This window comes from Streptosporangium sp. NPDC005286, from assembly GCF_040607515.1.
Lineage (GTDB): Bacteria > Actinomycetota > Actinomycetes > Streptosporangiales > Streptosporangiaceae > Streptosporangium.
Genome location: NZ_JBEXGU010000066.1, coordinates 21,783 through 45,197, shown reverse-complemented (window position 1 = coordinate 45,197; position 23,415 = coordinate 21,783). Strand labels below are relative to the sequence as shown.

Here is a 23,415-nt window from a genome sequence, read left to right as displayed (position 1 = left end):
CCACCTGGCCGCCCCGCTCGGAGGTCTTGTACTCCAGCAGGGTGACCGTCCGGCCCCACGCCTGCCCGGCGATCAAGCGGTTCAGCCCGGCCTTCTGCGCGACGTTCACGCCGGGGGCCTCGACCGTACCTTTGGCCGAGCGGACCATGTTCGTGATCTTCAGGTCCTCCACCACGACCACGCCGAAGGTGGCGGCGAGTTCGGTGGTGGTCTGGTGCTGCCAGTCGACGGCTCGGCGCTTGGCTCTCGCGCGCAGCCGGGCGATCTGGTCGTAGGTGCGGGCCAGCCGATGCGAGGCCGGCTCAGCGCGAGGCCGGGTGCGCCGCTGGCGGGCCGCTTTCTTCTCCAGTCGGCGCAGGTGTTCTTTCTCGCCGTTGCGAAGCCAGGGGGTGTGCTCACGCATGGTGCCGTCCGACAGGGCCAGGGCGACGGTGATGCCCCGGTCGATGCCGATCCACGGGCCCTGGTGGGCGGCAGCGGGTTCGGCCAGGGTCTCGGTGCGGAACACGACCTGCCAGCCGTGGGCGTCCTTGACCAGCCGTGCCCCGGTGATCCGCCCGGCGGCACCGCCCCTGGTGAGGCCGGGCAGGTCCTTGGTCCACCGAAACCGTACCCGCCCGACCTTGGGCAGGTTGATCGCGCCCCAGCGCCGGTTGATCCGCTTGATCTGCAGATCGCGGGCCTGCGGGACGTCCACGGCCAACCGGGTCCGTAGGCGGCCCTTGAACGTGGGCCGCTTGGCCGGATGGTCGGGGTTGAAGAAATTCGCCCACGCCTGCCGATACGTTCTCAGCACTGCCTGCGCCGCCTGGGCGGGTAGTTGTCCCATCCAGTCGATCTCGTGGCGGGCTGTGCGGATCGCCGCGTCGCAGTCCTTCAACGTCGCGAACCGGCCCTGGCGGAAGGTGAAGTACTCATGCAGCAGGTTCCACAGCGCGCGGGCGGTGTGCGCCTGAGCGTCCAGCACAGCCACCTGCTCCGCGCCCAGATCGAGTCGCGCCACGTGCGCACGAACCTGCCTCACCAACTCCACACCGTGATCGTATCCTTCGGTTTACGTCACCACCGTGGAATCCAACCCGAGATACGCACCGGACGCCATGTTGCCTGCAACCTCCACGCACGCGTGGTGTTCGTGACGAAGTACCGGCGTGGGGGGTTCACCGACCCGATGCCGGCCCGCTGCGAGGAACTCATGCGCGAGGTCCGCGCCGACTTCGAGGTAGACGACGGACCAGGGACGAGGCCCGAGCGACGGTGCCGTCTCGGGCGTCGTCGGCGGTGTCCCGGGGTTCGCCGAGTATCCCCGCGGCGGGAGGTACGCGGTGGCGCTGTTCGCCAGGACCGAGCAGCTGCACGCGACCCGGCGCATCGACGTCGACCTGGCGATCGGCCAGGCCGCCCGGGTCACCGTCGACGCGCTACGCGCCGGACCCGGCCGCGGATGAGTTCCGCCCTCGGGCACGAGAACCCTCGCGGCTGCCGATCCCCCGCCTTCCGTCTCTCCGGTGCCACCGACCCCAGTGAACTGCGTCGACCGGGGCCCGGGTGGTCGGCACCGCCACGACGTGCAATCTGGCGCTGGCGTTCGGCGTGTAGGACAGCCTGCTCAGCCCGGTGAAGGGCCGGGTGGTGCGGTGGAGTCGCGGATCACGAGCCGGCAGGGCATGGTGTGGATGCCGGGGGCGACCTTCCCGTCGATGGCGGCGAACAGGTGTTGCGCGGCCGTGTGCCCCAGCCGTTCCAGGTTCGGGTCGACGCTGGTGAGCAGCGGGCGGGTCTCGGCCGACAGCACCTCCCAGTTGTCGTAGCCGATCACCGCGATGTCCGCGGGCAGGCGCCGGCCGCGCTCCCTGGCCGTCTCCATGAAGCCCGCGGCGATCTGGTCACTGCCGCAGAACACCGCGTCGAGGTCGGGCTGCGCCATCAGCAGCATCTCGGCCGCCTGCCGCCCCCACCGCTGGGACCAGGCACCAAAGAGGGTCTCGCCCGCCTGTTCGAGACCGGCCTCGGCGAGCTCTCGCCGCACGCCCTCGGCCCTGTCGATCGCGGCCTTGTAGTCCGTGGGACCGGTGACATGGGCGATCCTGCGCCGCCCGGTGGCCAGCAGGTGCCGTACGGCGAGCATCGCGCCGCCCACGTCGTCGGGCACGAAGGAGACATCGTCGGCGTCGTCGGAGGGACCGTAGGCGTACACCACGGGAACCGGCAGGTCACGGCTGATGGAGGGGCGCGGGTTGGTGCTCTCCCCCACCACGATCAGGCCGTCGACCCGCCGGGACAGGAGCATGCGGATGTGGTGCTGCTCGCGGATGACGTCGCCGCGGGCGTCGCAGAGCATCACCGCCATCTCCCCCGCGCCGAAGGCGTTCTCCGCGCCGAGAAGGACGGGGATCCCGAATCTCCCGGCGCTGTCGCTGGTCAACAGGCCGACCGTACGGCTCTGCCCGGTCAGCAGGTTCTTGGCGAGCGCGTTCGGCCGGAAGGAGAGCTGTTCGGCCGCTTCGAGCACGCGCTGCCGGGTGTCGGCCCTGACGTTGTCCTTCCCATTGAGTGCCTTGGACACGGTGGCGATCGACACGCCGGCCAGCGAGGCCACGTCACTGATGGTCACCGCACGTGACCGCCTGCCAGCCATCTGACGAAATCCTTTTCTTTACACCTTGTCAGCAGGATCGGCCATCGCGATGGTGGCCCCCCAGAGGGTAGCCCTCACTCTCACCCAACAGCAAGGTCAGCCTCCTGCTAGCAGGGGATTGACACGGTCTGATGTTTCTTTTACGTTTCCGAAAACCTTTTAGTTCAATTTCGTGCGTCGCGGGGGATGCCGGAAGAGGAGAAGACCATGCAGCCACGCGTCGGGATGACCGCCATCGTATTGTTAGCGCTAACAACAGCGGCGGCCTGCGGCGGGAGCGAGAAAACCGCCGCTCCCGCCGATGAGGCCACCACGATCACCATGTGGACGCGCGCCGCGACGCAGGCGCAGAGCGAGCGGCTGGTCAAGGCGTACAACGCGAGCCACAAGAACCAGGTGAAGCTGACGGTCATCCCGACGGACAACTACCAGCCGCGCATCGCGGCCGCGGCCGGGGCGAAGCAGCTGCCCGACGTGTTCGCGGCAGATGTGATCTTCGTCCCCAACTACACCTCGCAGGGCCTGTACCTGGACATCAGCGACCGCATCGCCGCACTGCCCTACAAGGACAAGCTCGCCCCCTCGCACATCAGGCTGGGCACACTGGACGGCCGCTCGTACACGCTCCCGCACACCCTGGACCTGTCCGTCTGGTTCTGGAACAAGGACCTGTACGAGAAGGCCGGGCTGGACCCCGAGAAGGGGCCCACGACGCTGAAGGAGTTCGCCGAGCAGGCCACGGTCGTCGACGAGAAGCTCGGCAAGGACGGCAAGGTGCACGGCACCTTCTTCGGCGGCAACTGCGGCGGCTGCTACGTGTTCACCTTCTGGCCGTCGGTGTGGGCCTCGGGCGCCCAGGTCATGGACACCGAGGGCACGACCTCGCTCAACGACCAGGCCGCCATGACGGACGTGTTCAAGATCTACCGCGACCTCTACGCCAAGGGCGTCACCGGCCCGACCGCCAAGGAGGAGCAGGGACCGACCTGGACCGGTTTCTTCCCCAAGGGGGAGATCGGCGTGATGCCGATGCCCTCGACCACGCTCGGCTCGATACCGAAGGAGATGAGGGTCGGCGTCGCGCCCATCGCCGGCCCCGACGGCGGAGAGTCCACCTTCGTCGGCGGCGACTCGGTCGGCATCTCGTCGACCAGCGAGAACGCCGACGCCGCCTGGGACTTCCTGTCCTGGACGGTCTCCGACGAGGCACAGGTCGAGGTCATGGCCAAGAACAAGGACATTCCAGCCCGCACCGATCTGGCCGACAACAAGTACTCCGCCCAGGACCCGAGGGTGGTGCTGATGAACTCCATGGTCGCCAAGGGACAGACGCCGTACGCGCTGCGGTTCGGGCAGACCTTCAACGACCCGCAGGGGCCGTGGCTGCGCCTGGCCAGAGAGGCCGTGTTCGGCGACGCGGGCAAGGTCGCCCAGCTCAACTCCGAGATCACCAAGTCGCTGCAGCAATGACGGTGACACTGACCAGGCATGACGGGAAGGCGGTGCGGGGAGTCGTCCCGGCACCGCCCCCCTGGTGGCGGACCCGGCGGGCGCAGGGCTGGGTCTACGCGGCCCCGACCGCCCTGATCGTCGGCGTGCTGTTCCTGGCACCGCTGGCACTGGTCGTCTGGATGTCGCTGAACCGCTGGCCGCTGCTCGGCCGGGCGACGTTCAACGCGCCGGACAACTACCTCAAGATCGCCGACAATCCCCTCTTCCTCGACGCGGTGGGCTTCACGCTGAAGTACACCGCCATCACGACCGTGTTGCTGTCGGCCGTGGCGCTCGGCCTGGCCCTGCTGGTGCAGGAGCGCAGGCCCGGTGTCGGCTTCTTCCGTACCGCGTTCTTCCTGCCGGGTGCGGTCGGCTTCGCCGCGGCGGCGCTGCTCTTCTACGGCATGCTCAACAACGACTTCGGGCCGATCGACCCGATCCTGCGGGCCCTGGGCCTCACCGACGAGCCGGTGCGGTGGACCGGAACCCCGAACATGGCGCTGTTCTCCACGATCGCGCTGGTGCTGTGGCGGTTCGCCGGGTTCAACATGCTCATCCTGCTCACCGGGCTGCAGTCGATCCCGGTCGAGGTCTACGAGGCGGCCAGGAGTGACGGCGCCAGCCGTTGGCAGATCTTCACCAGGATCACGCTGCCGCTGCTCCGTCCCACGCTCGCGCTGATGCTCGTCCTCAGCGTCACCGGCTCCCTGCTCGCCTTCGACCAGTTCTTCATCTTCACCAACGGCGGCCCGGACAACAGCACGGTCTCCATGGTCATGGTCGTCTACCGCGACGCGTTCTTCCGCTTCGATCTGGGCGGCGCCGCGGCGCTGTCCGTCGTGCTGCTGGTCGCCCTGGTCGCGCTCAACGCCCTGCAGATGCGGGTGCTCGGGAGGTCGAAGTGAGCAGACCGGTGAGAACGCCCTACTACACCACGATGTCGGCCCTGGCGGTGCTCTTCCTGTTCCCCCTGCTGTGGAGCGGCTGGTCCTCCTTCGACGGCGGGGCCGGGAACTACCTGGAGATGGCCCGCTTCGGCGAGGGCGTCGGCACCTACCTGACCAACAGCGTGCTGGTCTCGGCGATGACCGTCGCCGGCACGCTGGGCGTCTCCGCCCTGGGCGGCTACGCCTTCGCCCGTTTCGACTTCCCCGGCAAGAACCTGCTCTTCCTCGCCACGCTGGCGATCCTGATGGTGCCGTACGCGACCATCCTGATCCCGCTCTACGTCCTGCTCGGCTACATCGGGCTGCAGAACTCGCTGATCGGGCTCGCGCTCGTCTTCGTGATGTTCCAGCTGCCGTTCGCGCTGTTCATGATGCGCAACGCCTTCGAGGCGATCCCGCGCGAGCTGGAGGAGGCCGCCCTCGTCGACGGCTGCGGCACGTTCCGCGCCTTCGCCCGCATCCTGCTGCGCGCGGTGCGGCCCGCCCTGGTCACGGTCGGCCTGTTCGCCTTCCTGGCCTCGTGGAACGACTTCTTCGCCCCGCTCATCCTGCTCAACGACGGTGCGAACTTCACCCTGCCGGTGGCCGTGGTCAGCATGACCCAGCGCACGTTCGGCGCCGTCGACTACGGCATGCTGCAGGCCGGCGTCATGGTCATGGCCGTGCCCTGCCTGATCCTCTTCATCGTCCTCCAGCGCCACTACGTGCGCGGATTCATGTCAGGAGCCCTGCGTGGTTAGTCCCGTCATGCCCTCGGCGGGGGTACTGTCCCCGCTCGGCCTCGATGCCGTACGGCTCACCCCGGGTTTCTGGGGCGACCGGATGGCGCTCAACCGCGAGGTCGTCATCGCCCACTGCCAGGAGTGGATGGAACGGGTCGGCTGGATCGGCAACTTCCGCGGCGTGACTCCCCGCCGGGGCCGGGAGTTCTCCGACTCGGAGATCTACAAGCTGCTGGAGGGGATGGCCTGGTCGGACCACCCCGCCCTGGACGAGCTGGCCGCGACCGTGGCGCGGGCGCAGGAGGAGGACGGCTACCTCAACACCCGCTGGAGCGGGCGGCGCTACACCGACTTCGAGTGGGGCCACGAGCTGTACTGCTACGGCCACCTGATCCAGGCAGGCGTCGCCCGGCTCCGCGCGCACGGCGAGGACACGCTGACCGAGGTGGTCCGCCGGGCCGCCGACCACGTCTGCGCCCGCTTCATGGACACCGAGGAGACCTGCGGTCATCCCGTGGTGGAGACGGCGCTGGTCGAGCTGTACCGCGTCACCGGGACCGAGCGCTACCTGGAGATGGCCCGCAGGTTCGTCGAGCGGCGCGGCAGGCCCGCCCTCGGCGAGATCCAGTTCCATCCCGCGTACTTCCAGGACGATCTGCCCGTGCGGCGGGCGCGGGTGTTCCGCGGGCACGCGGTGCGCGCCCTCTATCTCGCCTGCGGCACGGTGGACGTGGCCGTCGAGACCGGTGACACGGAGCTGCTGCGGGCGGTCGAGACACAGTGGGAGCGCACCGTCGCCCGGCGCGTCCACCTGACCGGCGGGGTGGGCTCGCACCACTCGGACGAGGCCTTCGGCGAGGACTTCGAGCTGCCGGCCGACCGCGCCTACTCCGAGACCTGCGCCTGCATCGCCTCGATCATGCTGTCGCACCGGCTGCTGCTGGCCACCGGCGACGTGCGCTACGCCGACCTGGCCGAGCGGACCATGTACAACGTGCTCGCCACGGCGGTGGCGCTGGACGGGCGCTCGTTCTTCTATGTCAACCCGCTGCAGGTACGGGTCCCGGCCGAGCCCCGCGAGGGGGTCAACCACGGTTCCGAGGGGGGCCTGCGCTCGCCCTGGTTCGACGTGTCGTGCTGCCCCAACAACATCGCCCGTACCCTCGCCTCGCTCCCCGCTTACCTGGCCGCGGCGGACGGCGACGCCCTGCGCATCCACCATTACACGCCCGGCGAGATCCGCCACGACGGTCTCGCGCTCCGGATCGAGACGGACTACCCCTGGTCTGGCACGGTGACCGCGCACGTCGTCGAGGGCCGGGCCGGCCGGATCTCGCTGCGCGTACCGCCCTGGGCTCAGGGCGCGACCCTGAGCTACGGCGGCGTGTCGCGTCCGGCCGAGCCCGGCTACGCCACGGCCGAGGCCGACTGGCGGCCGGGAGACCGGATCCGGCTCGACCTGCCGATGCGGCCCCGCTGGACCTTCCCCGACCGGCGGGTGGACGCGGTCCGCGGGTGCGCCGCCGTCGAACGCGGCCCGCTCGTCTACTGCGCCGAGTCCACCGGCGACGAGCCTCCGCTGGCGCAGGTCACGGTGGAACCCCTCACGCCGGTCGAGCGGCACGTCGACGGGACCGTCGAACTGGACGTCCCGGCCTGCCTGACGGCCCCGGAAGACGACGCCTGGCCGTACCGGGCCGATCGGCGGGCGGCCGCGGGCCGGCAGACGTCCCTGCGGCTGGTCCCCTATCACCGCTGGGGCAACCGGGGCCCCGCGAGCATGCGCGTGTGGCTGCCGCTGACCTGATCTCCACGCCGCAGGCGGTCATCTAGGAGGCGTCGGCGATCTCCCTCAGCCGGGCGGCCAGTTGCTCCGGCTCGCCGTCGACCAGGGCCGAGACCCCGCGCCACCAGGCGAACCACTCGCCGCTGCGCCACATCCAGTCGATCCGCTCGATGGCGGCGATGACGTCGCCCCTGTTGCGCCAGACCGCACCCGCCTGTTCCGCGGAGGCGCCCTGGCGCAGCGCCCAGGTGTGCAGGGTCTCGGCGGCCTCGGTGTCGACCGGCTGCTCGTACGGGTCGGGATGCTCGTCCAGCCGGTGCGGGCCCAGCCCCGCGGCGACGCCCCAGCTCCACTGGGCCTCGGCGGGACGGGAGTAGCGCAGGGAGTCGAAGTCGAGGTTGGAACCGAGCTCGTCGTCCGCCCGGCGCAGCACCAGCGCGTCGAGGCGGCCGCCCGCGTCGAAGGAGACCACGATCCGCTGGCCGGGGCGCGCGTCGGGTGGCAGTTCGACCCGGTCCTCGGCCTGCCAGGAGTTGAGATCGGTGACGGCGGCGGGGCGGCCCCAGGTCTCGTCCGCCGCGTCGTCGGCGATCCAGGCGGCGAGCATCTCCAGAACCGTCAGGTCGGTCCACGGTTCGATCGCGGTGGAGCTCCACAGCACCTCGTCCGGCGCGGGCAGCTTGCCGCCGCGCTCGCGCCGCCACCACCGCTCGCCGAGCTCGCGGGTTCCGACCAGCAGGGCGGCCAGCGCGGCGAGCTCGGTGGATCTGCGGGTGAGGGGGGCGCCTCGGGCGAGCTCGACGGAACGCGCGACACGGCCGGCGCCCAGCGCCGCTCCCGCCTCGCCCAGCAGCAGGGCGGCGTCCGGCCGCTCCTCGCCCAGTAGGTCACGGATCAGTCGTCTGGCCTCGGTCCTCGCGTCCTCCGCACGTCCCTCACGCATACCGACACGGTACGCCGGGAGATCCTTAGGCGCGAGCGTCACCGGGCGCTACCGCCGTGCCGTCGTCCTGCGGTGACACGGCGAGGTACGCCGATGTGGCCGAGCGGGGTGAAGGAGAGCATCCGTTCGACAGCGGTCTGCGCCACCGCCCCGAGCACCCCGGCCAGCATGATCAGGTCGCGCACCGGCCCGCTGGGGAACGGCATCGCTTTTCGGCCGCCCACGTGTCACGCGGGCGGCCGAAGACCGCGCGGCGGCCCCGGCCGGTGTCCGAGCGTCAGCCGAGAGTGTCGATCGCGCCGATCATGATGTCCCAGAACCGGTCCCGGTCGAGTACGGTTCCGACGTTCGCGTTGGGCTCCCAGTCCATCCGGCCGTGCAGGTCGGCCACGGTGGCGCCCCGGGTGTGCTCACCATCCAGCTCGACCCGCAGACCCACCCGGACATGCGTGAGGACCGCGGGATCGATCAGGTAGGCGACGGTGATCGGATCGTGCAGCGGGGGCGCCTCGAATCCCCAGGTCTGGTGGTAGCTGGAGCCGAAGAAGGTGAGAAGTTCCACGCAGACACGGGCCAGCGGGGTGCCGAGCGCGGCTATGCGGTCGAGCACGTCTGTGGTGACGAGCGCCTGGTGGCTGACGTTGAGCCCCACCCAGGTGGTCGGGATGCCACTGCCGAGCACCTCCGCCGCGGCCTCCGGGTCGGCGTAGATGTTGAACTCGGCGTAGGGCGTGTGGTTGCCGCGCTCGGTGGAACCACCCATGATCACGATCTCGCGGATCCGGTCGCGGTCGCCGGGATGGCGGCGCAGCAGCGTGGCGATGTTGGTCAGCGGCCCGATGGCCACGACCGTCACCGGTTCGTCGGCGGCGGCGAGCGTGTCGTGGATGAGCTCGACACCGTGGCGCGGATCGAGGGGCACGTCGGGCTCGCCGAAGGCCGGGCCGTCCAGCCCGCTCTCCCCGTGCACATAGTCGCCGATCTCCAGCGGGCCGGCGAGCGGCCGGTCGCAACCGGCCGCGACCGGCACCCCGGTCACCCCCGCCAGGCTGAGCATCCGCCGCGCGTTGAGGGCGGTCTTCGCCACGGTCTGGTTGCCGGCGACGGTGGCGACCGCGCGCAGGTCGATCGCCGGGTCGGCCACCGCCAGCAGGATGGCCAGGGCGTCGTCGTGCCCCGGATCACAGTCGAGAATCACCGGGATCGGCATGTCAGATCTCCTTCGCCAGCCAGCGCACGGCCCGGGTGAAGAGGGTGCGGTAACCATCCCAGGTGACGAACTCCTCGGGGCACCAGTGCGGGGCGATGTCGGAGGCCCAGGCGAGAGTGCGGCCCGCCCCCGCCTGCCGTACGGCGAGCAGCGGGTCGGCGCCGACGGTGGCGAGCAGCCGGGCGTCCTCGGGGACCTCGAAGCGGTTGTAGCCGAGCAGGTCGGGCCAGTCGGAGGGCAGCCCGTCCACGATGGGATGGGTCGGATCGACGACGACGCCCGGAAGACCCTGCGGGGCCTCCACCCGGTCGTCGTAGGGAGAGATCCGGGCGGGGAGCACCCGCTCCACGGGGGTGCCGCGGAAGGCCGCCTTCGCCTCGATGCCCTGGAAGCTGAGATAGCCACCGGCCATCGCCAGGCCGCCGCCCTGCTCCACCCAGCTCGCCAGCAGGTCGAGCCGGTTCTCCGACTTCCTACTGTGCAGCCAGGTATCGGGGTGCAGCAGGATGCTGTTGGCGCCGATGTCGGAGAGCACGACGACGTCGTAGGCCGCCAGTTCCTCGAACGTCCCGGGGAACAGCTTGGGCACGTCGTGCGCGGGTAGATGGTCGACTTCGATGCCGTCTGCCACCAGTACGTCGCGCAGCGGCTCGAAGCCGGTGTGGTAGGTCGTCGTGGTGAACGCGTCGAACCCCTTGTAGTGGGTCGACACGCTCATCCACGACTCGCCGGCGACCAGCACGCGGGTCATATTGTCTCCTTCAGGGGATCTTCGGGGTGGTGAAGAGCTCGCGCGGGTTGGCGACGAGCAGCCGGTCGGTTTCCTCGGGGGTCAGCCCGTGGCGGTGCAGGCGCGGCACGAAATGCGTGAGGATGTGCGCGTAGCCGGTTCCGCCGTACCGGACCAGCATGGTCTTGAGGAACACGTCCTGGGAGAGCAGCAACCGGCCGCCCAGGCCGGCACGGACCAGCCGGGCGACGGCGGCGGCGTTCTCCTCGTCGCACGGCGACTGGCCCTCGCCGGGGTAGAGGTAGTCCATGCCGCACATGTCGTATCCGAGGTAGGCCCCCCGGGCGGCAAGGGATACCTGGTGGTCGCGCTCACGCAGGCTGGGGTTCAGGTGTGACAGCACGGTGGCCGTGAGGAGGCCGCCCTCCTCGGCGACGACGTCGAGCACCCGGTGGCCGTGCCGTACCCACCCGGGCAGGTGCACCGAGAGCGGCGCGCCGGTGCGGGCCTGGGCTCGGGCGGCGCCGCGGAGCACCTTCTCCTCGGCCGGGGTGAAGTCCGGGGAGATCCCGATCTCCCCGATCACCCCGGCACGTACTCCCCCGGCGCCGTCGACCAGATCTCGCTCGATCTCGTCGGCGACGTCGGCGGCGCTCATGCCGCGAACCCGGGCCGGGTGGGTGCGCTCCAGGTAGAAGCCGCAGCCCATCACGATGTTCAGGCCGGTGGCACGGGCGATGCGGACCAGCTCCGCCGGAGCGCGGCCGATGCCCTCCGGGGTGACGTCCAGCACGGTGCGGCCCCCACGGGCCGCGAATCGGGCCACCTCCTCGATCGCCACACCGGTGTCGTCCAGGGACACGTTGTCGCGGGAGAGGTAGGGGTCCAGCCTCAGCCGGCCGAGGAACTCCATCCGCACCGGCGAGCCGGCGATCAGCTCACCCTCGGCGTCGCCCTCGGGGGCGGGGTGCCAGGCGCTGGCGCCGTCGTTGCGCAGGTGCTCGTGGCAGAGAGTGATGCCGAGCTCGGTGACGGGCACCTCGCCGAGCACCGTGGTCGCGGTCGCGTCGGCCCGGCCGGTCATTTCCGCACCGCGCCGAACCTCGCCCACATTTTGTTGTTGGCGAAGATGGCCAGCAGGAGAATGCTGCCCTGCACGATCTGCACGTAGAACGGCGAGACGTGCAGCAGCACCAGGCCGTTGGCGATGACGCCGAGGGTGAGCGCGCCGAAGATGGTGCCGAGCATGCTGGCCCGTCCGCCGAACAGGCTGGTCCCGCCGAGCACGACGGCCGTGATGACCTCCAGCTCGAACCCGGTGCCCGCGTTCGACGACCCGGAGCTGAGCCGGGTGGCGATCAGCACCCCGGCAAGCGCGGCGGCCAGGCCGGCCAGCACGTAGACGGTGAGCCCGACCCTGCGGGTGTTCACACCGGTACGGCGCAGCGACTCACCGTTGGAGCCGAGACCGACCACGTAGCGGCCGAACGGCGTGCGTGTCAGGACCAGCCAGCCGAGCAGCGCGATCACCATGGCGAGGATGGCCGGCACCGGCACTCCGGCGATGCGGCCCTGGCCGAGCTGGACGATCCACAACTCACCGTCGATCGGAGTGGAGTACCCCTCGGTCGCGCGCAGGGCGGTGCCCCGCAGGATCGAGAGCATGGCCAAGGTGACGATGAACGCCGGGATGCCCTGGTAGGAGGAGAACCAGCCGTTGACGAACCCGATCGCCGCGCCGAGCGCGAGGATCGCGATGAGCGCGAGGGTAGGGTCCCAGCCCTGCTGCAGGACGATCGCCAGCAACGATCCGGACAGCGCGACCGTCGAGCCGACCGACAGGTCGATGCCGGCGGTGCTGATCACGAAGGTCATCGCGACCGCGACGATCAGGGTCGGGGAGATCTGCCGGATCAGGTTGAGCAGGTTGCCGACGCTGGCGAAGCGGTCGGCGGAGAACGAGAAGAAGATCAGCAGCAGGACCAGCACGGCCCCGATGGCGATGGTCTGGGCGTGGCTGCCGATGTGGGCGGTGAGCCGGGCCGATCGGGTGGTGACCACCCTCTCACTGGTGACGGTCATGACCGCGCTCCCTCGGGCTGGTCGTGGGCGACGATCTCCGACACGAGCCGCTCCAGGCTGGTGGTGCGGGCGTCGAGGTCGGCGCGGAGCGTCCCCTCGTACATCACGCAGAGCCGGTCGCAGACCCGGAACAGGTCCTGGAGGCGGTGGGTGATCAGAATCACCGAGACCCCCTGGGAGGAGACGGTCTTGATCAGTTCCAGCACGGTCTCGACCTCGGCGACGGCGAGCGCGGCCGTGGGCTCGTCGAGGATGAGCAGCTTGGGGCCGAAGGTGACCGCGCGGGCGATGGCGACCGCCTGCCGCTGGCCGCCGGAGAGCCCTCCCACCGGGATGTCGGTGAGAGGGATCCGGATGTTGAGCGCGTCGAGTTGCCGGCGCGCGTCCTGGTGCATCCGCTTGATGTCCAGCAGCAGGCCACCGGCCCGGCGCGGTTCACGGCCGAGGAACAGATTGCCCGCCACGTCGATGTCGTCGCAGAGCGCGAGGTCCTGGTAGACCATCTCGATCCCCAGCTCGCGAGCGTCGCGGGGGGTGGCGAAGGACACCTGGCGGCCATCGAAGACGATCTGCCCGGAGTCCGGCACGACGGTGCCCGCCAGCACCTTCATCAGGGTGGACTTGCCGGCGGCGTTGTCGCCGACCAGTCCCACCACCTCGCCCGCGCCGACCCGCAGATTGGCCCCGCGCAGTGCGTCGACCATTCCGTAGCGTTTGCGGATGTCGCGCATGACCACACGGTCCGCGCCGGTCGCCTCGTAGTCGGTCATAGGGGTCTCTCCGCCGCTCACTTGAACGTGGAACGGTACTTGTCGACGTTTTCCTGGGTCACGATCGTGACGGGCACATCAATGGTCTTCTTGGCCTGCGCGCCACCGACCAGCGCCTTGACCTCCTTGACCGCCTCGTAGCCCTCGGTCCTGGGGTCCTGCTGCACGACTCCGGCGACGAAGCCGGCGTCGATGCCGCCGATCGCTTCCGCGGTGAGGTCCCAGCCGAAGACCTTGACCCGGTCGCTCGCGTTCTGCGACTTCACCGCGGCCACCGTGCCGAGCAGCGCGGGCTCTCCGGTGGCGTACACGGCCGTGAGGTCCGAGCGCGAGGTGAGCAGGTTCTCGGCGGCGGCCAGGGCGGCCTCCTGCTTGTTCTGCCCGTCCACGGTCTGGACGATCTTGGCGCCGGCCGCCTCGACGGTCGAGTTGAAGCCGTCCTTGCGCACGTTCTGGATGAAGGAGTTGAGCGCGCCGACCACGCCGATGTTCGGCGCGGCCACGTTCTGCTTCTTGGCCCACTCGTTGACGAACGTGCCCATCTGCTTGGCCGCGGCCTCGTTGTCCACGCCCACCTGGGTGTCGACCGCCGGGGAGTCCACGATCGCGTCGACGGCCACGACCTTCAGTCCCGCGTCCTTGGCGATCTTGACGGCGGGCTTGATGCCCTCGACGTCGATGGCCACCACGATGACGCCGTCGAACTGCTGCTGGACGAAGTTGTCGATGGCCTCGTTCTGCTTCACCGGGTCGTCGTTGGCGTTGAAGATCGTGAGGTCGACGCCCGCCTCCTTCGCGGCCTGCTGGGCGCCGGCGTTCATCTCGTTGAAGAAGATCGCCTGCTGGTTGATCTGCACCAGGCCGATCTTCGGCTTTTCTCCGCCGTCGGCCGAGGGCGCGGTGTCGGAGGCGTCCGTGCCGCCACATGCCGCGGCCAGCAGGCCGGTGGCAAGGATCGCCGTGACGGCGGTCAGGCGGGTGAAGCGAGTCGGTCGTGCCATCGAATCAGCCTTTCGAGACGCTGATACAGCGGGGGGTTGGTAATCGATTACCAATGTCCGGGGATGGTAGCGACCAGGGCAAACTCCCGTCAAGGTGACGTAAGGCCGCGGACGCTCTATGGTTCTAACAACCCGCACATGAGCGAGCTCACATGACGGGGAGGCGGCCGGTTATCCTCAGCGCGACCAGGGAAATCGATTACACAACATGGGCGTGACAATCCACGACGTGGCCAGAGCGGCCGGCGTCTCCGTGGCCTCGGCCTCGCGTGCCCTGTCCGGGCGTCGCAAGGTCACCGCCGAGGTGGCCGAGCGGGTCACCCGGGCCGCCACCGAGCTGGGCTACCGGCCGAACGCCATCGCCAAGGCACTGCGCGACCAGACCACCGGAACAATCGGCATGATCGTTCCCGGCATCGGCAACCCGTTCTTCACCACGATCGTCGAGTCGGTGGAGCATCAGCTCCAGGAGACCGGACATGACCTGCTGCTGTGCGCCTCCCTGTACACACCCGAGATCGAGGCCCGGAGGCTGAACACGCTACTGGCCCGGCGGGTGGACGGCCTGATCATCAGCCCGTGCGACTTCGAGGCCAGCGCGCCGGCCGTGCTGAACGCCGCCCGGCAGGTGCCCCTGGTACAGGTGGACCGCTACATCGAGGGCGGCGGAGCCGACTGGGTCGGCGTGGACGACGACTCGGCGCTGGCCCAGGCGGTCGACCACGTGGTCGCCGGAGGAGCACGCTCCGTCGTCTTCGTCAGCAGCCGCCTGATGAACTCCTCCGCGAGGTTGCGACTGGCCGGCTTCCAGCTCGCCACAGCCCGTGCCGGGATCGCCTCCCTGCCGCCGCTGCTCGGCGAGTTCACCCTCGCCTGGGGCTTCGAGGCCGGGCAGGCGCTGCTCGCCGGCGACGCCCTGCCGGACGCGGTGGTCTGCGGAAACGACGAGATCGCGGTCGGCCTGCTGCGGGCACTGCGGCTCGGCGGTGTACGGGTTCCCGAGGAGATATCGGTGGTGGGGTTCGACGACGTCGGCCACGCGGCGATGTGCGACCCGCCGCTCACCACGGTGCGCCAGCCCGTGGAGGAGATGGCAGCCGAGGCGGTACGTCTGCTGAACCAGGTACGGGTGGGCGATCCACGGCCCGCGCAGCGCATCGCGATCGCCCCCCGGCTCGTCGTACGGCAGACCAGCCGCCCCGTGACCAGGGGCGTGGTCACCGCCGGAGCCGGAGGAACCATGACCGGGGACGGTCAGGAAGACAAGGAAACGACATGACCGACGTCGTGGAACTGACCCGCGAGCTGATCAGGATCGACTCGGTGGGCGGTGGCGAGGCCGCGGTCGCCGAGCCGCTCGCCCGCAGGCTGGAGGCCGCCGGTTTCGAGGTGCGGGCGCACGACCACGCGCCCGGCCGTACCGGACTGGTGGCCCGGTGGGGAACGGGCGTGCCCGTCACCCTCACCGGCCACCTCGACACGGTTCCGCTGGGCGGCCAGGCATGGACGCACGAGCCGCACGCCGCGGAGGTGGACGGCGACCGGCTCTACGGGCGGGGGTCGAGCGACATGAAGGCCGGAGTGGCCGCGCTGGTCGTCGCCGCCGAGCGGCACGCGCGCGGGCCGGGCCGCCGGGTGGCGCTGGAGATCGTCCTCACCGCGGGAGAGGAGACCGGCTGCGAGGGCGCGATCGACATGATCGCCCGTGGGCTGGTCAGCCGATCCCGGGGACTGCTGGTGGCCGAGCCCACCGCGAACCGCGCCCTGCTCGGGCACAAGGGCGCGCTCTGGCTGAAGGCGACCGCCCAAGGCCGGACCGCTCACGGCTCGATGCCCCACCTGGGTGACAATGCGATCTACAAGCTGGCCCGCGCCATCGGCGCCGTCGAGCGCTTCGATCCCGGTGTTCCCCCCCACCCCTGGCTCGGCGCGCCGACCGCGAACGTGGGGACCGTACACGGCGGGATCAACGTGAACTCCGTCCCCGACCTCGCCGAGGCGACCGTCGACATACGCACGGTCACCGGCCAGGACCACGCGGAGCTACGCGAGCGGCTCCGGGAGAGGCTCGGCGGGGAGACCTCGCTGGAGGTGCTGACCGACCTGCCCTCGGTGTGGACCGACCCGGACGACCCCTTCGTGCGGGCCCTGCTCACCGCGGGGGCCCGCCCCCCAGGCGACCGACCGGCCGCCAGCTACTTCACCGACGCCTCGGTGCTGGTCGCCGCCTGCGGCGGAGTACCCACCGTGATCTGCGGCCCCGGGGAGCCGGAGCAGGCACACGTCACCGACGAGTACTGCGAGACTCCCCGGATCGAGGAGGCCGTCGAGATCTACACCGGCGCCCTGGCGGGGTTGCCGTCGTAACAAAAATCGGGGGAATTTGCCTGACCTGCGGTAACGCAGCCGGTCAGGCACGCACCTGGAGCTCGGTGAACTCAGCCTCGGCCCGTGCGACGACGTCCGGACACACCTCGCGCTTGGTGTGTTCGGCCAAGGCCCGGTAGATGCCTGCCGGACTCGGGTTCCGGCCCTTGCGCTTGCCGGCTCCGCCTCCGCCGGTGCGATGTCCACCCACGTTCACCGGACGGCCGGGACCGTCCGGTGAACCGGTGAGGACTCCCTGACACCTGACAGAGCACTACTGGGCGCGAGCGTCGCCGGGAGACGGTACGGCCGTGCCGTCGTCGCCGTCGTCCTGCGGCTTCGCGGTGAGATAGGCGGCCCTTCCCACCATGTAGGCGGCCACCGCGGCCGTCACCACCTGGTAGACGGCGACCAGGATGATGACGCCGGCGATCTTCCAGCTGGGGTCGCGCAGCCACATGGCGAGCAGGATGAGGTGGAGGCCGAGCACCTGGGGCTTGGTCGCCGCGTGCATTCGCGCCAGGGTGCCGGGGAACCTGACCATGCCCACCCCCGCCGCGAACGCCAGCGTCGCCCCCAGCAGCAGGCAGACGGCCGCAGCCACGTCCATCGCGGTCACCGGGCACGCCCGGAGAAGAACCTGGCCAGCGAGACCGAGCCGACGAACCCCAGCAGGGAGAGCACCAGCAGCACGGGCAGCATCGAGTACTCCCGGTAGGTCGCCGCCCCCGCCCCGATCGCGCAGATGACGACGGCGGTGAGCACGTCCAGCGCGACGGCGCGGTCCAGCATCGTCGGACCGCGCACCAGGCGGTAGAGCGTCATCGCCGCCGCGGCGGCGAGCAGTCCCAGAGCGATCAGGTAAACCGTCGTCATCGCACCTCCTCCTGATCCGCGCGAGTGCCGAAGGCGGCCACGATGCGGTTCTCCAACCGGGTCACGTCATCCTGGGTGACCTGGCTGACCGTCGACGGGTCACCGGGCACGCCGAGCACGTGGAGCAGGAGCGTTCTCTCCCGGACGTTCGCCTCCAGCACCAGGCTGCCCGGCAGCGCCGACAGCGCCACCGTCACCAGCACCGCCATCGGCTCCGACGAGGCGCGCAGTCTCACCTCGACGAACTGGACCGGCGGCGGTTTGCCCAGTCTCAGCGCCCAGAAGGCCACCCGGAAGCTGGAGATCACCATGTCCCGTAAGAAGCGGATGAGGAACAGCAGGATCTTGACAGGGTGGAGCCGGATGCCGGTGTCCTGGATCGGCAGGGGCAGCAGCCACACGAGGACCAGCCCGGCCAGCAGGCCGCCGAGCACGTTGCCCACGCTCAGGTCTCCCCAGAGCAGCAGCCAGATCAGCGTCAGCCAGAGCACCTGCGGCAGCGGCACGGGCCTGCCCAGCAGCCGCAGCACCATGAACGTCGGGCGGGGCTCGCTCACCGCTCACCGCCGAGCACCGCGGAGATGTACGGTTCGCGGGCCAGCAGTTCCTCCGCGGCCCGCTCCGACAGGGCGGACAGCGGGCCGGCCAGCACGGTGAAGGACAGGGCCAGCGCCACCAGGGCGGCCGTGGAGGCGAACATGAGCTTCGGCATGGTGACGGAGGTGACGATCGCCTCGTCGGCGGCCCCGGCGGCGGGCTTCGGGTCCGCTCCGTCCCCGTCCTCCTGGGTGTCCTCCTGGGTCTCCAGCACGGTTCCCCCCTCGGTGACCATTCCCGCGGGCGGCACCCGCCAGAACGCCTTGTTCCAGGTCGTGGCCACCGCGTACAGGGTGAGCAGGCTGGTCACCAGCCCTCCGGCGACCAGGGTCAGGGCCATCGGACCGCCGTCCGCCACTCCCGCCTGGATCAACCCGAGTTTGCCCAGGAAGCCTGACATCGGCGGGATGCCCGCCAGGTTCATCGCGGGCACGAAGAAGAGCACCGCGATCACGGGTGTCAGTTTCGCCAGACCGCCGAGACCGTCCAGGGAGGTGGTGCCGGTGCGGCGCTCGATCATGCCGGTCACCAGGAACAGGCTCGTCTGCACGGTGATGTGGTGGGCCACGTAGAAGATGGCACCCGCCATGCCCTGGACGCTGAACAGGGCGACTCCGAACACCATGTAGCCGATATGGCTGACCAGGGTGAAGGAGAGCATCCGTTTTATGTCGGTCTGCGCCACCGCCCCGAGCACCCCGACGAGCATGGTCAGCAGCGCCGCCCACATCAGTATGTCGCCCACCGGACCGCCGGGGAACAGCAGTGCCTCCAGCCGGATGATCGAGTAGACGCCGACCTTGGTGAGCAGCCCGGCGAAGAGCGCCGTCGCGGGGGCGGGCGCGGTCGGATACGAGTCGGGCAGCCACGCCGACATCGGGAAGATCGCGGCCTTGACCACGAAGACCAGCAGGAGCGTCAACTCGACCAGCAGCCTGACATGCTGGGGCAGCACCGAGAAGCGCTCGGCCAGCTGCGCCAGCGACACGGTGCCCGTGGCGCCGTAGGCCACCGCGATCGCGACCAGGAACAGCAGTGACGAGGCCAGTCCTATCACCGTGTAGGTGGCGCCCGCCCGGATGCGGGACTCGGTCCCGCCGAAGGTCAGCAGCACGTACGAGCCGCCGAGCAGCATCTCGAACCCGACGAAGAGGTTGAACAGGTCCCCGGAGAGGAAGGCGTCCGACACTCCGGCGACCATGATCAAGTAAGCCGGGTGGAAGATCGACAGTGAGGCCTTGTACTCCTGGTCGGCCCAGGACTGGGAGAGCGAGTAGATCATCACGCAGAGCGTCACCGCGGAGGAGACCGCCAGCATCAGCGTGGAGAGCCGGTCGGCGACGAGCGCGATGCCGATCTGCGCGCCCCAGCCCCCGGCCCGGGCCACCAGCGGCCCCTGCTGATCCGCCGCGAACAGCAGGACCAGCGACACGAGCAACACCACCGTGAGCGTGCCCACGCTGATGAGCGCCTGCAACCTGCGCAGCCTCTGGCCGATGGCCAGCTTGAGACCGACGGCCAGCAGCGGCAGCACCACGGGCACCGGGATCAGCGCCTCCATCAGTCCTCCCCCTCCAGCTCGGGATCTTCCGCCCTGGCCTGTCGTGCCCGGTCCTCCCGGATCGCGGCGCGCATCTGCCTGCGGGCATCGCGCTGGCGGGCGCGGAGCCTCTTGCGGATCTCACGCTCACGCGCCGCCTGCTCCCGCTGCCTGCGGTCGAACTCGGCGCGCACCTCACGGAGGCGCCTCTCCTGGCCCTCCTTGGAGACGTCCTCCGCCTGCTGGGCCTCGGCGAAACGCTCGGCGAGCCGCTCGGCGGACAGGCCGTCGTTCTTGTGCTCCTGCAACCAGTGGCCCAGGTCCACGTTGACGTCCAGGATCCGCTGCTCCAGTTCCTCGGCCTCCCTGCGCTCCCACTCGTGGTGTTCCTCCTCCAGCCGGGCCAGCTCGGCGCGCTGCTCGCGGACCAGTCGCTGGTACGCCGCCTGCCGGTCGAGCACGGCCTGGCTCAGCTCGCCTTGCCTGGCGCGCAGCCGCACCCGGCGGTCCTCGGTGTCGTCCTGCACCTCGTCGGCACCGGTGAGCTGCCAGGATCGATGGATCATGGCAAGCAGGAAGGCGGTGACGCCCAGCGTGATGACGATGGAGGTGAGCACCATGGCCTGCGGCAGCGGGTCGGCCATCCGCTCCGGGTCGGAGGCGCCCAGGATCGGCGGTTCTCCCGGCGGCCCGCCCACGGTGAGGATCAGCAGGTTCACCCCGTTGCTGAGCAGGATGACGCCGGCCAGCAGCCGGACCAGGCTCCTCTCCAGCAGCAGCGTGACCCCCGCGGCCACGAGCACGGCGACCACCAGGAGCGGCAGCACGGGCGCGGTCACCGGCCCTCCCCCTCGTCGATCTGCCGATCCAGCTCGGCGCCCAGGCTGCGCAGGATGTCCCGCACCATGCCGATCACCGTGATGTAGACCCCGAGGTCGAACAGGAGCACCGTCGACAGGTGCAGCTTGCCGACCAGCGGGACGTACAGGTCGGCGGAGAGCATGTCCAGCACTCCGGCGCCGCCCAGCAGCCCCACCAGCGCGGTGAGCGTGGACAGCAGGAGCCCCAGCCCGATCATCACTCCGGGGGCGACCGGTGCGGCGGCGGCCAGCTCGTACCTGCCTCCGGCGAGGTAGCGCAGGACCAGGGCGAGGCCGGCCACGATGCCTCCGGCGAACCCGCCGCCCACCCCGCTGTGCCCGGTGAACAGCAGGAAGACCGAGACCAGCATCACGGTGTGGAAGGTCACCCGGGCCACGAACTCGAGGACCACCGTCCGCTGCCCCGGCGGCAGGGTGGTCGCCAGCCAGTACGTCCGGGGCTCCTCCCCGGTTCTCTCCGGCGGGGGTTGCGGCGCGTACGAGCGGCTGCGCAGGAAGATCAGGCCGGTCATGCCGAGGGTGAGCACGACGAGCACGGAGCTCTCCCCCATGGTGTCCCAGGCCCTGATGTCGACCAGGAGCGCGCTGACGATGTTGGCGGCCCCGGCCTCCTTCGCCGCTTCGGCCATCAGCGTGCCGATCGGTGTCGCCTGCCGCGCGTTCATCGCGAACATGCCGGCCCCCGCCACCACGACACCGCTCACGATGCCGAGGGTGAGCCGCGCGCCGAACGACAGCCGCCCCCGCTCCTCCCTCGGCCCGAGGGGAAGCCTCCGCAGCACCAGCACGAACACGACCAGGCTCAGCGTCTCGACGAGGAACTGGGTCAGCGCCAGGTCGGGCGCGCCGTGGACGAGGAAGAGCAGCGCCGTGCCGTACCCGGTCAGGCCGGCCACCAGCACGAGCACGATGTGGGAGCGCACCCTGAGCGCGATGGCCGTCGCGGCGATGATGAGCACGCCGATGACGGGCTGCTCGATGCGGTCCCAGGCCACCACGTCCAGCCGGAGGTCGGGTCCGGGGCCGTACGCCAGCGAGAAGACCCCCACCGCCGCCACCGAGACGAATGCGATCATGAGGTAGTCGGGCAGCGAGCCGCGCTGGACGACGCCGGTCAGCTGCAGGGAGAAACGTTCCAGCCCGCGGACCAGGCCCCAGTAGGCCCGGCCGGAGTCGATCACGTGCAGGCCCTCCCCGATCCGCGCCAGCGGTTTCCTGGCCAGGAAGAGGAGCGCTCCACCCGCCAGCGCGACGGCCGAGAGCAGCAGCGGCACCGGGGCGCCGCTCCACAGCGCGAGGTGGGTGCCGTGGCCGGGCCCGGGGAAGGTGTCGGTGTAGCTCCGCATCGCCTCGCCGTACCGTGCGGCGAACGGGGCGACGGCGAGGCCGAGCACGGAGAGCAGCGCGGGCGGCAGGAACAGCGCGGCGCCGAAGGGGTGCACGGACACCGGCTCGACACCGGGCTTGGCGGCGAAGGCGCCCCACAGGAAACGCGCGCTGTAGCCGGCGGTGAGCGCCGACCCGAGGACGACTCCGGCGAGCACCACCGTGTCGATGCCCCGTCCGGTCAGCAGCGACTCGAAGGCGGCCTCCTTACCGGCGAACCCCAGGAACATCGGGATGCCCGCCATCGAGGCGGCGGCTCCGGTGGCGACCGCGGCCAGCCACGGCGCCGAGCGCCGCAGGCCGCTCAGCTCTCGCAGGTCGCGGGTGCCCGTGGCGTGGTCGATGATGCCGACGACCAGGAAGAGGGAGGCTTTGAACAGCGCGTGCGCGAGCAGCATCCCGACCCCGGCGATCGCGGTGTCGCGGGTGCCCGCGCCGAACAGCACCGTCAGGAAACCCAGCTGGCTCACCGTGCCGTAGGCGAGCAGCTTCTTGAGGTCGTGCTCGCGCAGCGCCCGCCAGGCGCAGAGCAGCATGGTGAGCAGGCCCAGGGGTACGGCGGTCCACCGCCAGGCGGCGAGTTCCCCGAAAGCCGGGCCCAGGCGGGCGAGCAGGTAGATTCCCGCCTTCACCATCGCCGCGGCGTGCAGGTAGGCCGAGACCGGGGTCGGCGCGGCCATCGCGGCGGGCAGCCACATGCTGAACGGGAAGACCGCCGACTTCGACAGCGCGCCGACCAGGATCAGCACCACCGCCACCGCCACCAGGCCGCCGGACGGCGGGCTCTGCACGATCCGCGAGATGCGGTACGTTCCCGCCGCCTCGCCGAGCATGACCATGCCGCCCAGCATCGCCAGGCCACCGGACGTGGTGACGATCAGCGCCTGCATCGCGGCGCGGCGGCTGGTCCTGCTGGCGGGGTCGTGGCCGATCATCAGGTAGGAGAAGACCGTGGTCAGCTCCCAGAACACGTACAGCAGCAGCAGGTCGTCCGCGACCACCAGCCCGAGCATCGCCCCGGCGAAGGCGACGAGCACCCCGGCGAACCGGCCCAGCCCCTCGGCGCCCGCGGAGAAGTAACGCGAGCAGTACAGCACGACCAGCGCGCCCACGCCCGTGACCAGGGCCATCATGAGCAGGGCCAGCGCGTCGGCGCGGAAGGACAGCCCCAGGCCGAGGCCGGGCGCCCAGTCGTGGTGAGACTCGACGGGGATGCCGGTCAGGGCGATCCAGATCGTGTAGCCGAACCCGCAGGCCGGTGGCACGGCGAGCATGAGGAACGCGGCCCTGCCGAAGCGGCGCACCAGCGCCGGAGCGAGCATCGCCGCCACGGCATGCAGGATCAGCAGCGGCTCCATGTTCCCCCGTGACCCGTCGTGGCAGACGTACGCCAGGATCCTAAAAGGCGTAAGTTTGCCTGGTCAAACGCGCGGACCGCTGACCCG

General features: G+C 70.4%; 23 protein-coding genes. 7 read left to right on the top strand and 16 right to left on the bottom strand.

Annotated elements, in window-relative coordinates; genetic code table 11:
- The coding region (locus tag ABZU75_RS23720; protein WP_355558005.1) for a transposase at window positions 1–1,033 on the bottom strand (1,033 nt) is incomplete at its 3' end.
- A gap of 292 nt (window positions 1,034–1,325) precedes the next feature.
- Here ABZU75_RS23720 and ABZU75_RS23715 point away from each other — a divergent pair.
- Window positions 1,326–1,448: a hypothetical protein gene (locus tag ABZU75_RS23715; RefSeq protein WP_355558002.1), complete on the top strand. Its 123-nt coding sequence runs from the start codon at window positions 1,326–1,328 to the stop codon at window positions 1,446–1,448.
- Window positions 1,449–1,609: 161 nt separating this feature from the next.
- Here the strand turns inward: ABZU75_RS23715 and ABZU75_RS23710 are convergent, their stop codons facing one another.
- Window positions 1,610–2,638, bottom strand: coding sequence for a LacI family DNA-binding transcriptional regulator (locus ABZU75_RS23710; protein WP_355557999.1), 1,029 nt, complete (start codon window positions 2,636–2,638; stop codon window positions 1,610–1,612).
- A gap of 207 nt (window positions 2,639–2,845) precedes the next feature.
- On the opposite strand from ABZU75_RS23710, the gene ABZU75_RS23705 reads away from it, so the two are divergent.
- The 4 genes from ABZU75_RS23705 to ABZU75_RS23690 are packed head-to-tail and all read left to right on the top strand — an operon-like array spanning window position 2,846 to window position 7,608.
- Window positions 2,846–4,108: a sugar ABC transporter substrate-binding protein gene (locus ABZU75_RS23705; RefSeq protein ID WP_355557996.1), complete on the top strand. Its 1,263-nt coding sequence runs from the start codon at window positions 2,846–2,848 to the stop codon at window positions 4,106–4,108.
- Window positions 4,105–5,037, top strand: coding sequence for a sugar ABC transporter permease (locus ABZU75_RS23700; protein ID WP_355557994.1), 933 nt, complete (start codon window positions 4,105–4,107; stop codon window positions 5,035–5,037). The genes ABZU75_RS23705 and ABZU75_RS23700 overlap by 4 nt, the downstream gene beginning before the upstream one ends.
- Window positions 5,034–5,819, top strand: a complete 786-nt coding sequence (locus ABZU75_RS23695; protein WP_355557991.1) for a carbohydrate ABC transporter permease — start codon at window positions 5,034–5,036, stop codon at window positions 5,817–5,819. Before ABZU75_RS23700 ends, ABZU75_RS23695 begins: the two co-directional genes overlap by 4 nt.
- Entirely contained in the window at window positions 5,812–7,608 is a 1,797-nt protein-coding gene (locus ABZU75_RS23690; RefSeq protein ID WP_355557988.1) for a beta-L-arabinofuranosidase domain-containing protein, read from the top strand. Before ABZU75_RS23695 ends, ABZU75_RS23690 begins: the two co-directional genes overlap by 8 nt.
- A gap of 22 nt (window positions 7,609–7,630) precedes the next feature.
- Here the strand turns inward: ABZU75_RS23690 and ABZU75_RS23685 are convergent, their stop codons facing one another.
- From ABZU75_RS23685 to ABZU75_RS23650, 8 genes are all read right to left on the bottom strand, one after another.
- Window positions 7,631–8,530: a hypothetical protein gene (locus ABZU75_RS23685; protein ID WP_355557985.1), complete on the bottom strand. Its 900-nt coding sequence runs from the start codon at window positions 8,528–8,530 to the stop codon at window positions 7,631–7,633.
- A 38-nt stretch (window positions 8,531–8,568) separates the two neighbouring features.
- Window positions 8,569–8,736 (bottom strand): hypothetical protein, encoded by a 168-nt coding sequence (locus ABZU75_RS23680; RefSeq protein WP_355557982.1) that lies wholly within the window; start codon window positions 8,734–8,736, stop codon window positions 8,569–8,571.
- 71 nt (window positions 8,737–8,807) lie between these two features.
- Complete coding sequence (locus ABZU75_RS23675) at window positions 8,808–9,740, bottom strand: nucleoside hydrolase (protein ID WP_030923555.1); 933 nt, start codon at window positions 9,738–9,740, stop codon at window positions 8,808–8,810.
- A 1-nt stretch (window position 9,741) separates the two neighbouring features.
- Window positions 9,742–10,491, bottom strand: coding sequence for a glutamine amidotransferase (locus tag ABZU75_RS23670; RefSeq protein WP_355557978.1), 750 nt, complete (start codon window positions 10,489–10,491; stop codon window positions 9,742–9,744).
- A 10-nt stretch (window positions 10,492–10,501) separates the two neighbouring features.
- Window positions 10,502–11,554 carry a phosphotriesterase-related protein gene (locus ABZU75_RS23665; RefSeq protein ID WP_355557976.1) on the bottom strand — a complete coding sequence of 351 codons (1,053 nt, stop codon included), beginning with the start codon at window positions 11,552–11,554 and terminating at the stop codon, window positions 10,502–10,504.
- On the bottom strand, window positions 11,551–12,552 hold the full coding sequence (locus ABZU75_RS23660; RefSeq protein ID WP_355557974.1) for an ABC transporter permease: 1,002 nt from the start codon (window positions 12,550–12,552) through the stop codon (window positions 11,551–11,553). Before ABZU75_RS23660 ends, ABZU75_RS23665 begins: the two co-directional genes overlap by 4 nt.
- Window positions 12,549–13,322, bottom strand: coding sequence for an ATP-binding cassette domain-containing protein (locus ABZU75_RS23655; RefSeq protein WP_355557971.1), 774 nt, complete (start codon window positions 13,320–13,322; stop codon window positions 12,549–12,551). The genes ABZU75_RS23660 and ABZU75_RS23655 overlap by 4 nt, the downstream gene beginning before the upstream one ends.
- A gap of 17 nt (window positions 13,323–13,339) precedes the next feature.
- Window positions 13,340–14,323: a substrate-binding domain-containing protein gene (locus ABZU75_RS23650; RefSeq protein WP_355557969.1), complete on the bottom strand. Its 984-nt coding sequence runs from the start codon at window positions 14,321–14,323 to the stop codon at window positions 13,340–13,342.
- Between the two features lie 208 nt (window positions 14,324–14,531).
- On the opposite strand from ABZU75_RS23650, the gene ABZU75_RS23645 reads away from it, so the two are divergent.
- Window positions 14,532–15,602, top strand: a complete 1,071-nt coding sequence (locus ABZU75_RS23645) for a LacI family DNA-binding transcriptional regulator (protein ID WP_350956997.1) — start codon at window positions 14,532–14,534, stop codon at window positions 15,600–15,602.
- Window positions 15,599–16,690 (top strand): M20 family metallopeptidase, encoded by a 1,092-nt coding sequence (locus ABZU75_RS23640; RefSeq protein WP_355557966.1) that lies wholly within the window; start codon window positions 15,599–15,601, stop codon window positions 16,688–16,690. The genes ABZU75_RS23645 and ABZU75_RS23640 overlap by 4 nt, the downstream gene beginning before the upstream one ends.
- Before the next feature lie 274 nt (window positions 16,691–16,964).
- Here the strand turns inward: ABZU75_RS23640 and mnhG are convergent, their stop codons facing one another.
- From mnhG to ABZU75_RS23610, 6 genes are read right to left on the bottom strand one after another with little or no spacing between them, the layout of a single operon-like run.
- Window positions 16,965–17,300 (bottom strand): monovalent cation/H(+) antiporter subunit G, encoded by a 336-nt coding sequence (gene mnhG / locus ABZU75_RS23635; RefSeq protein WP_350929537.1) that lies wholly within the window; start codon window positions 17,298–17,300, stop codon window positions 16,965–16,967.
- Window positions 17,301–17,305: 5 nt separating this feature from the next.
- Window positions 17,306–17,566 (bottom strand): monovalent cation/H+ antiporter complex subunit F, encoded by a 261-nt coding sequence (locus ABZU75_RS23630; RefSeq protein WP_350929445.1) that lies wholly within the window; start codon window positions 17,564–17,566, stop codon window positions 17,306–17,308.
- A complete protein-coding gene (locus ABZU75_RS23625) occupies window positions 17,563–18,123 on the bottom strand; it encodes a Na+/H+ antiporter subunit E (protein ID WP_355557961.1) in 561 nt (186 codons plus the stop codon). The genes ABZU75_RS23630 and ABZU75_RS23625 overlap by 4 nt, the downstream gene beginning before the upstream one ends.
- Entirely contained in the window at window positions 18,120–19,724 is a 1,605-nt protein-coding gene (locus ABZU75_RS23620) for a Na+/H+ antiporter subunit D (RefSeq protein ID WP_355557959.1), read from the bottom strand. Before ABZU75_RS23620 ends, ABZU75_RS23625 begins: the two co-directional genes overlap by 4 nt.
- Window positions 19,724–20,542 carry a Na(+)/H(+) antiporter subunit C gene (locus ABZU75_RS23615; RefSeq protein WP_355557956.1) on the bottom strand — a complete coding sequence of 273 codons (819 nt, stop codon included), beginning with the start codon at window positions 20,540–20,542 and terminating at the stop codon, window positions 19,724–19,726. The genes ABZU75_RS23620 and ABZU75_RS23615 overlap by 1 nt, the downstream gene beginning before the upstream one ends.
- Window positions 20,539–23,328 carry a Na+/H+ antiporter subunit A gene (locus ABZU75_RS23610; protein ID WP_355557953.1) on the bottom strand — a complete coding sequence of 930 codons (2,790 nt, stop codon included), beginning with the start codon at window positions 23,326–23,328 and terminating at the stop codon, window positions 20,539–20,541. The genes ABZU75_RS23615 and ABZU75_RS23610 overlap by 4 nt, the downstream gene beginning before the upstream one ends.
- Window positions 23,329–23,415 lie beyond the last annotated feature (87 nt).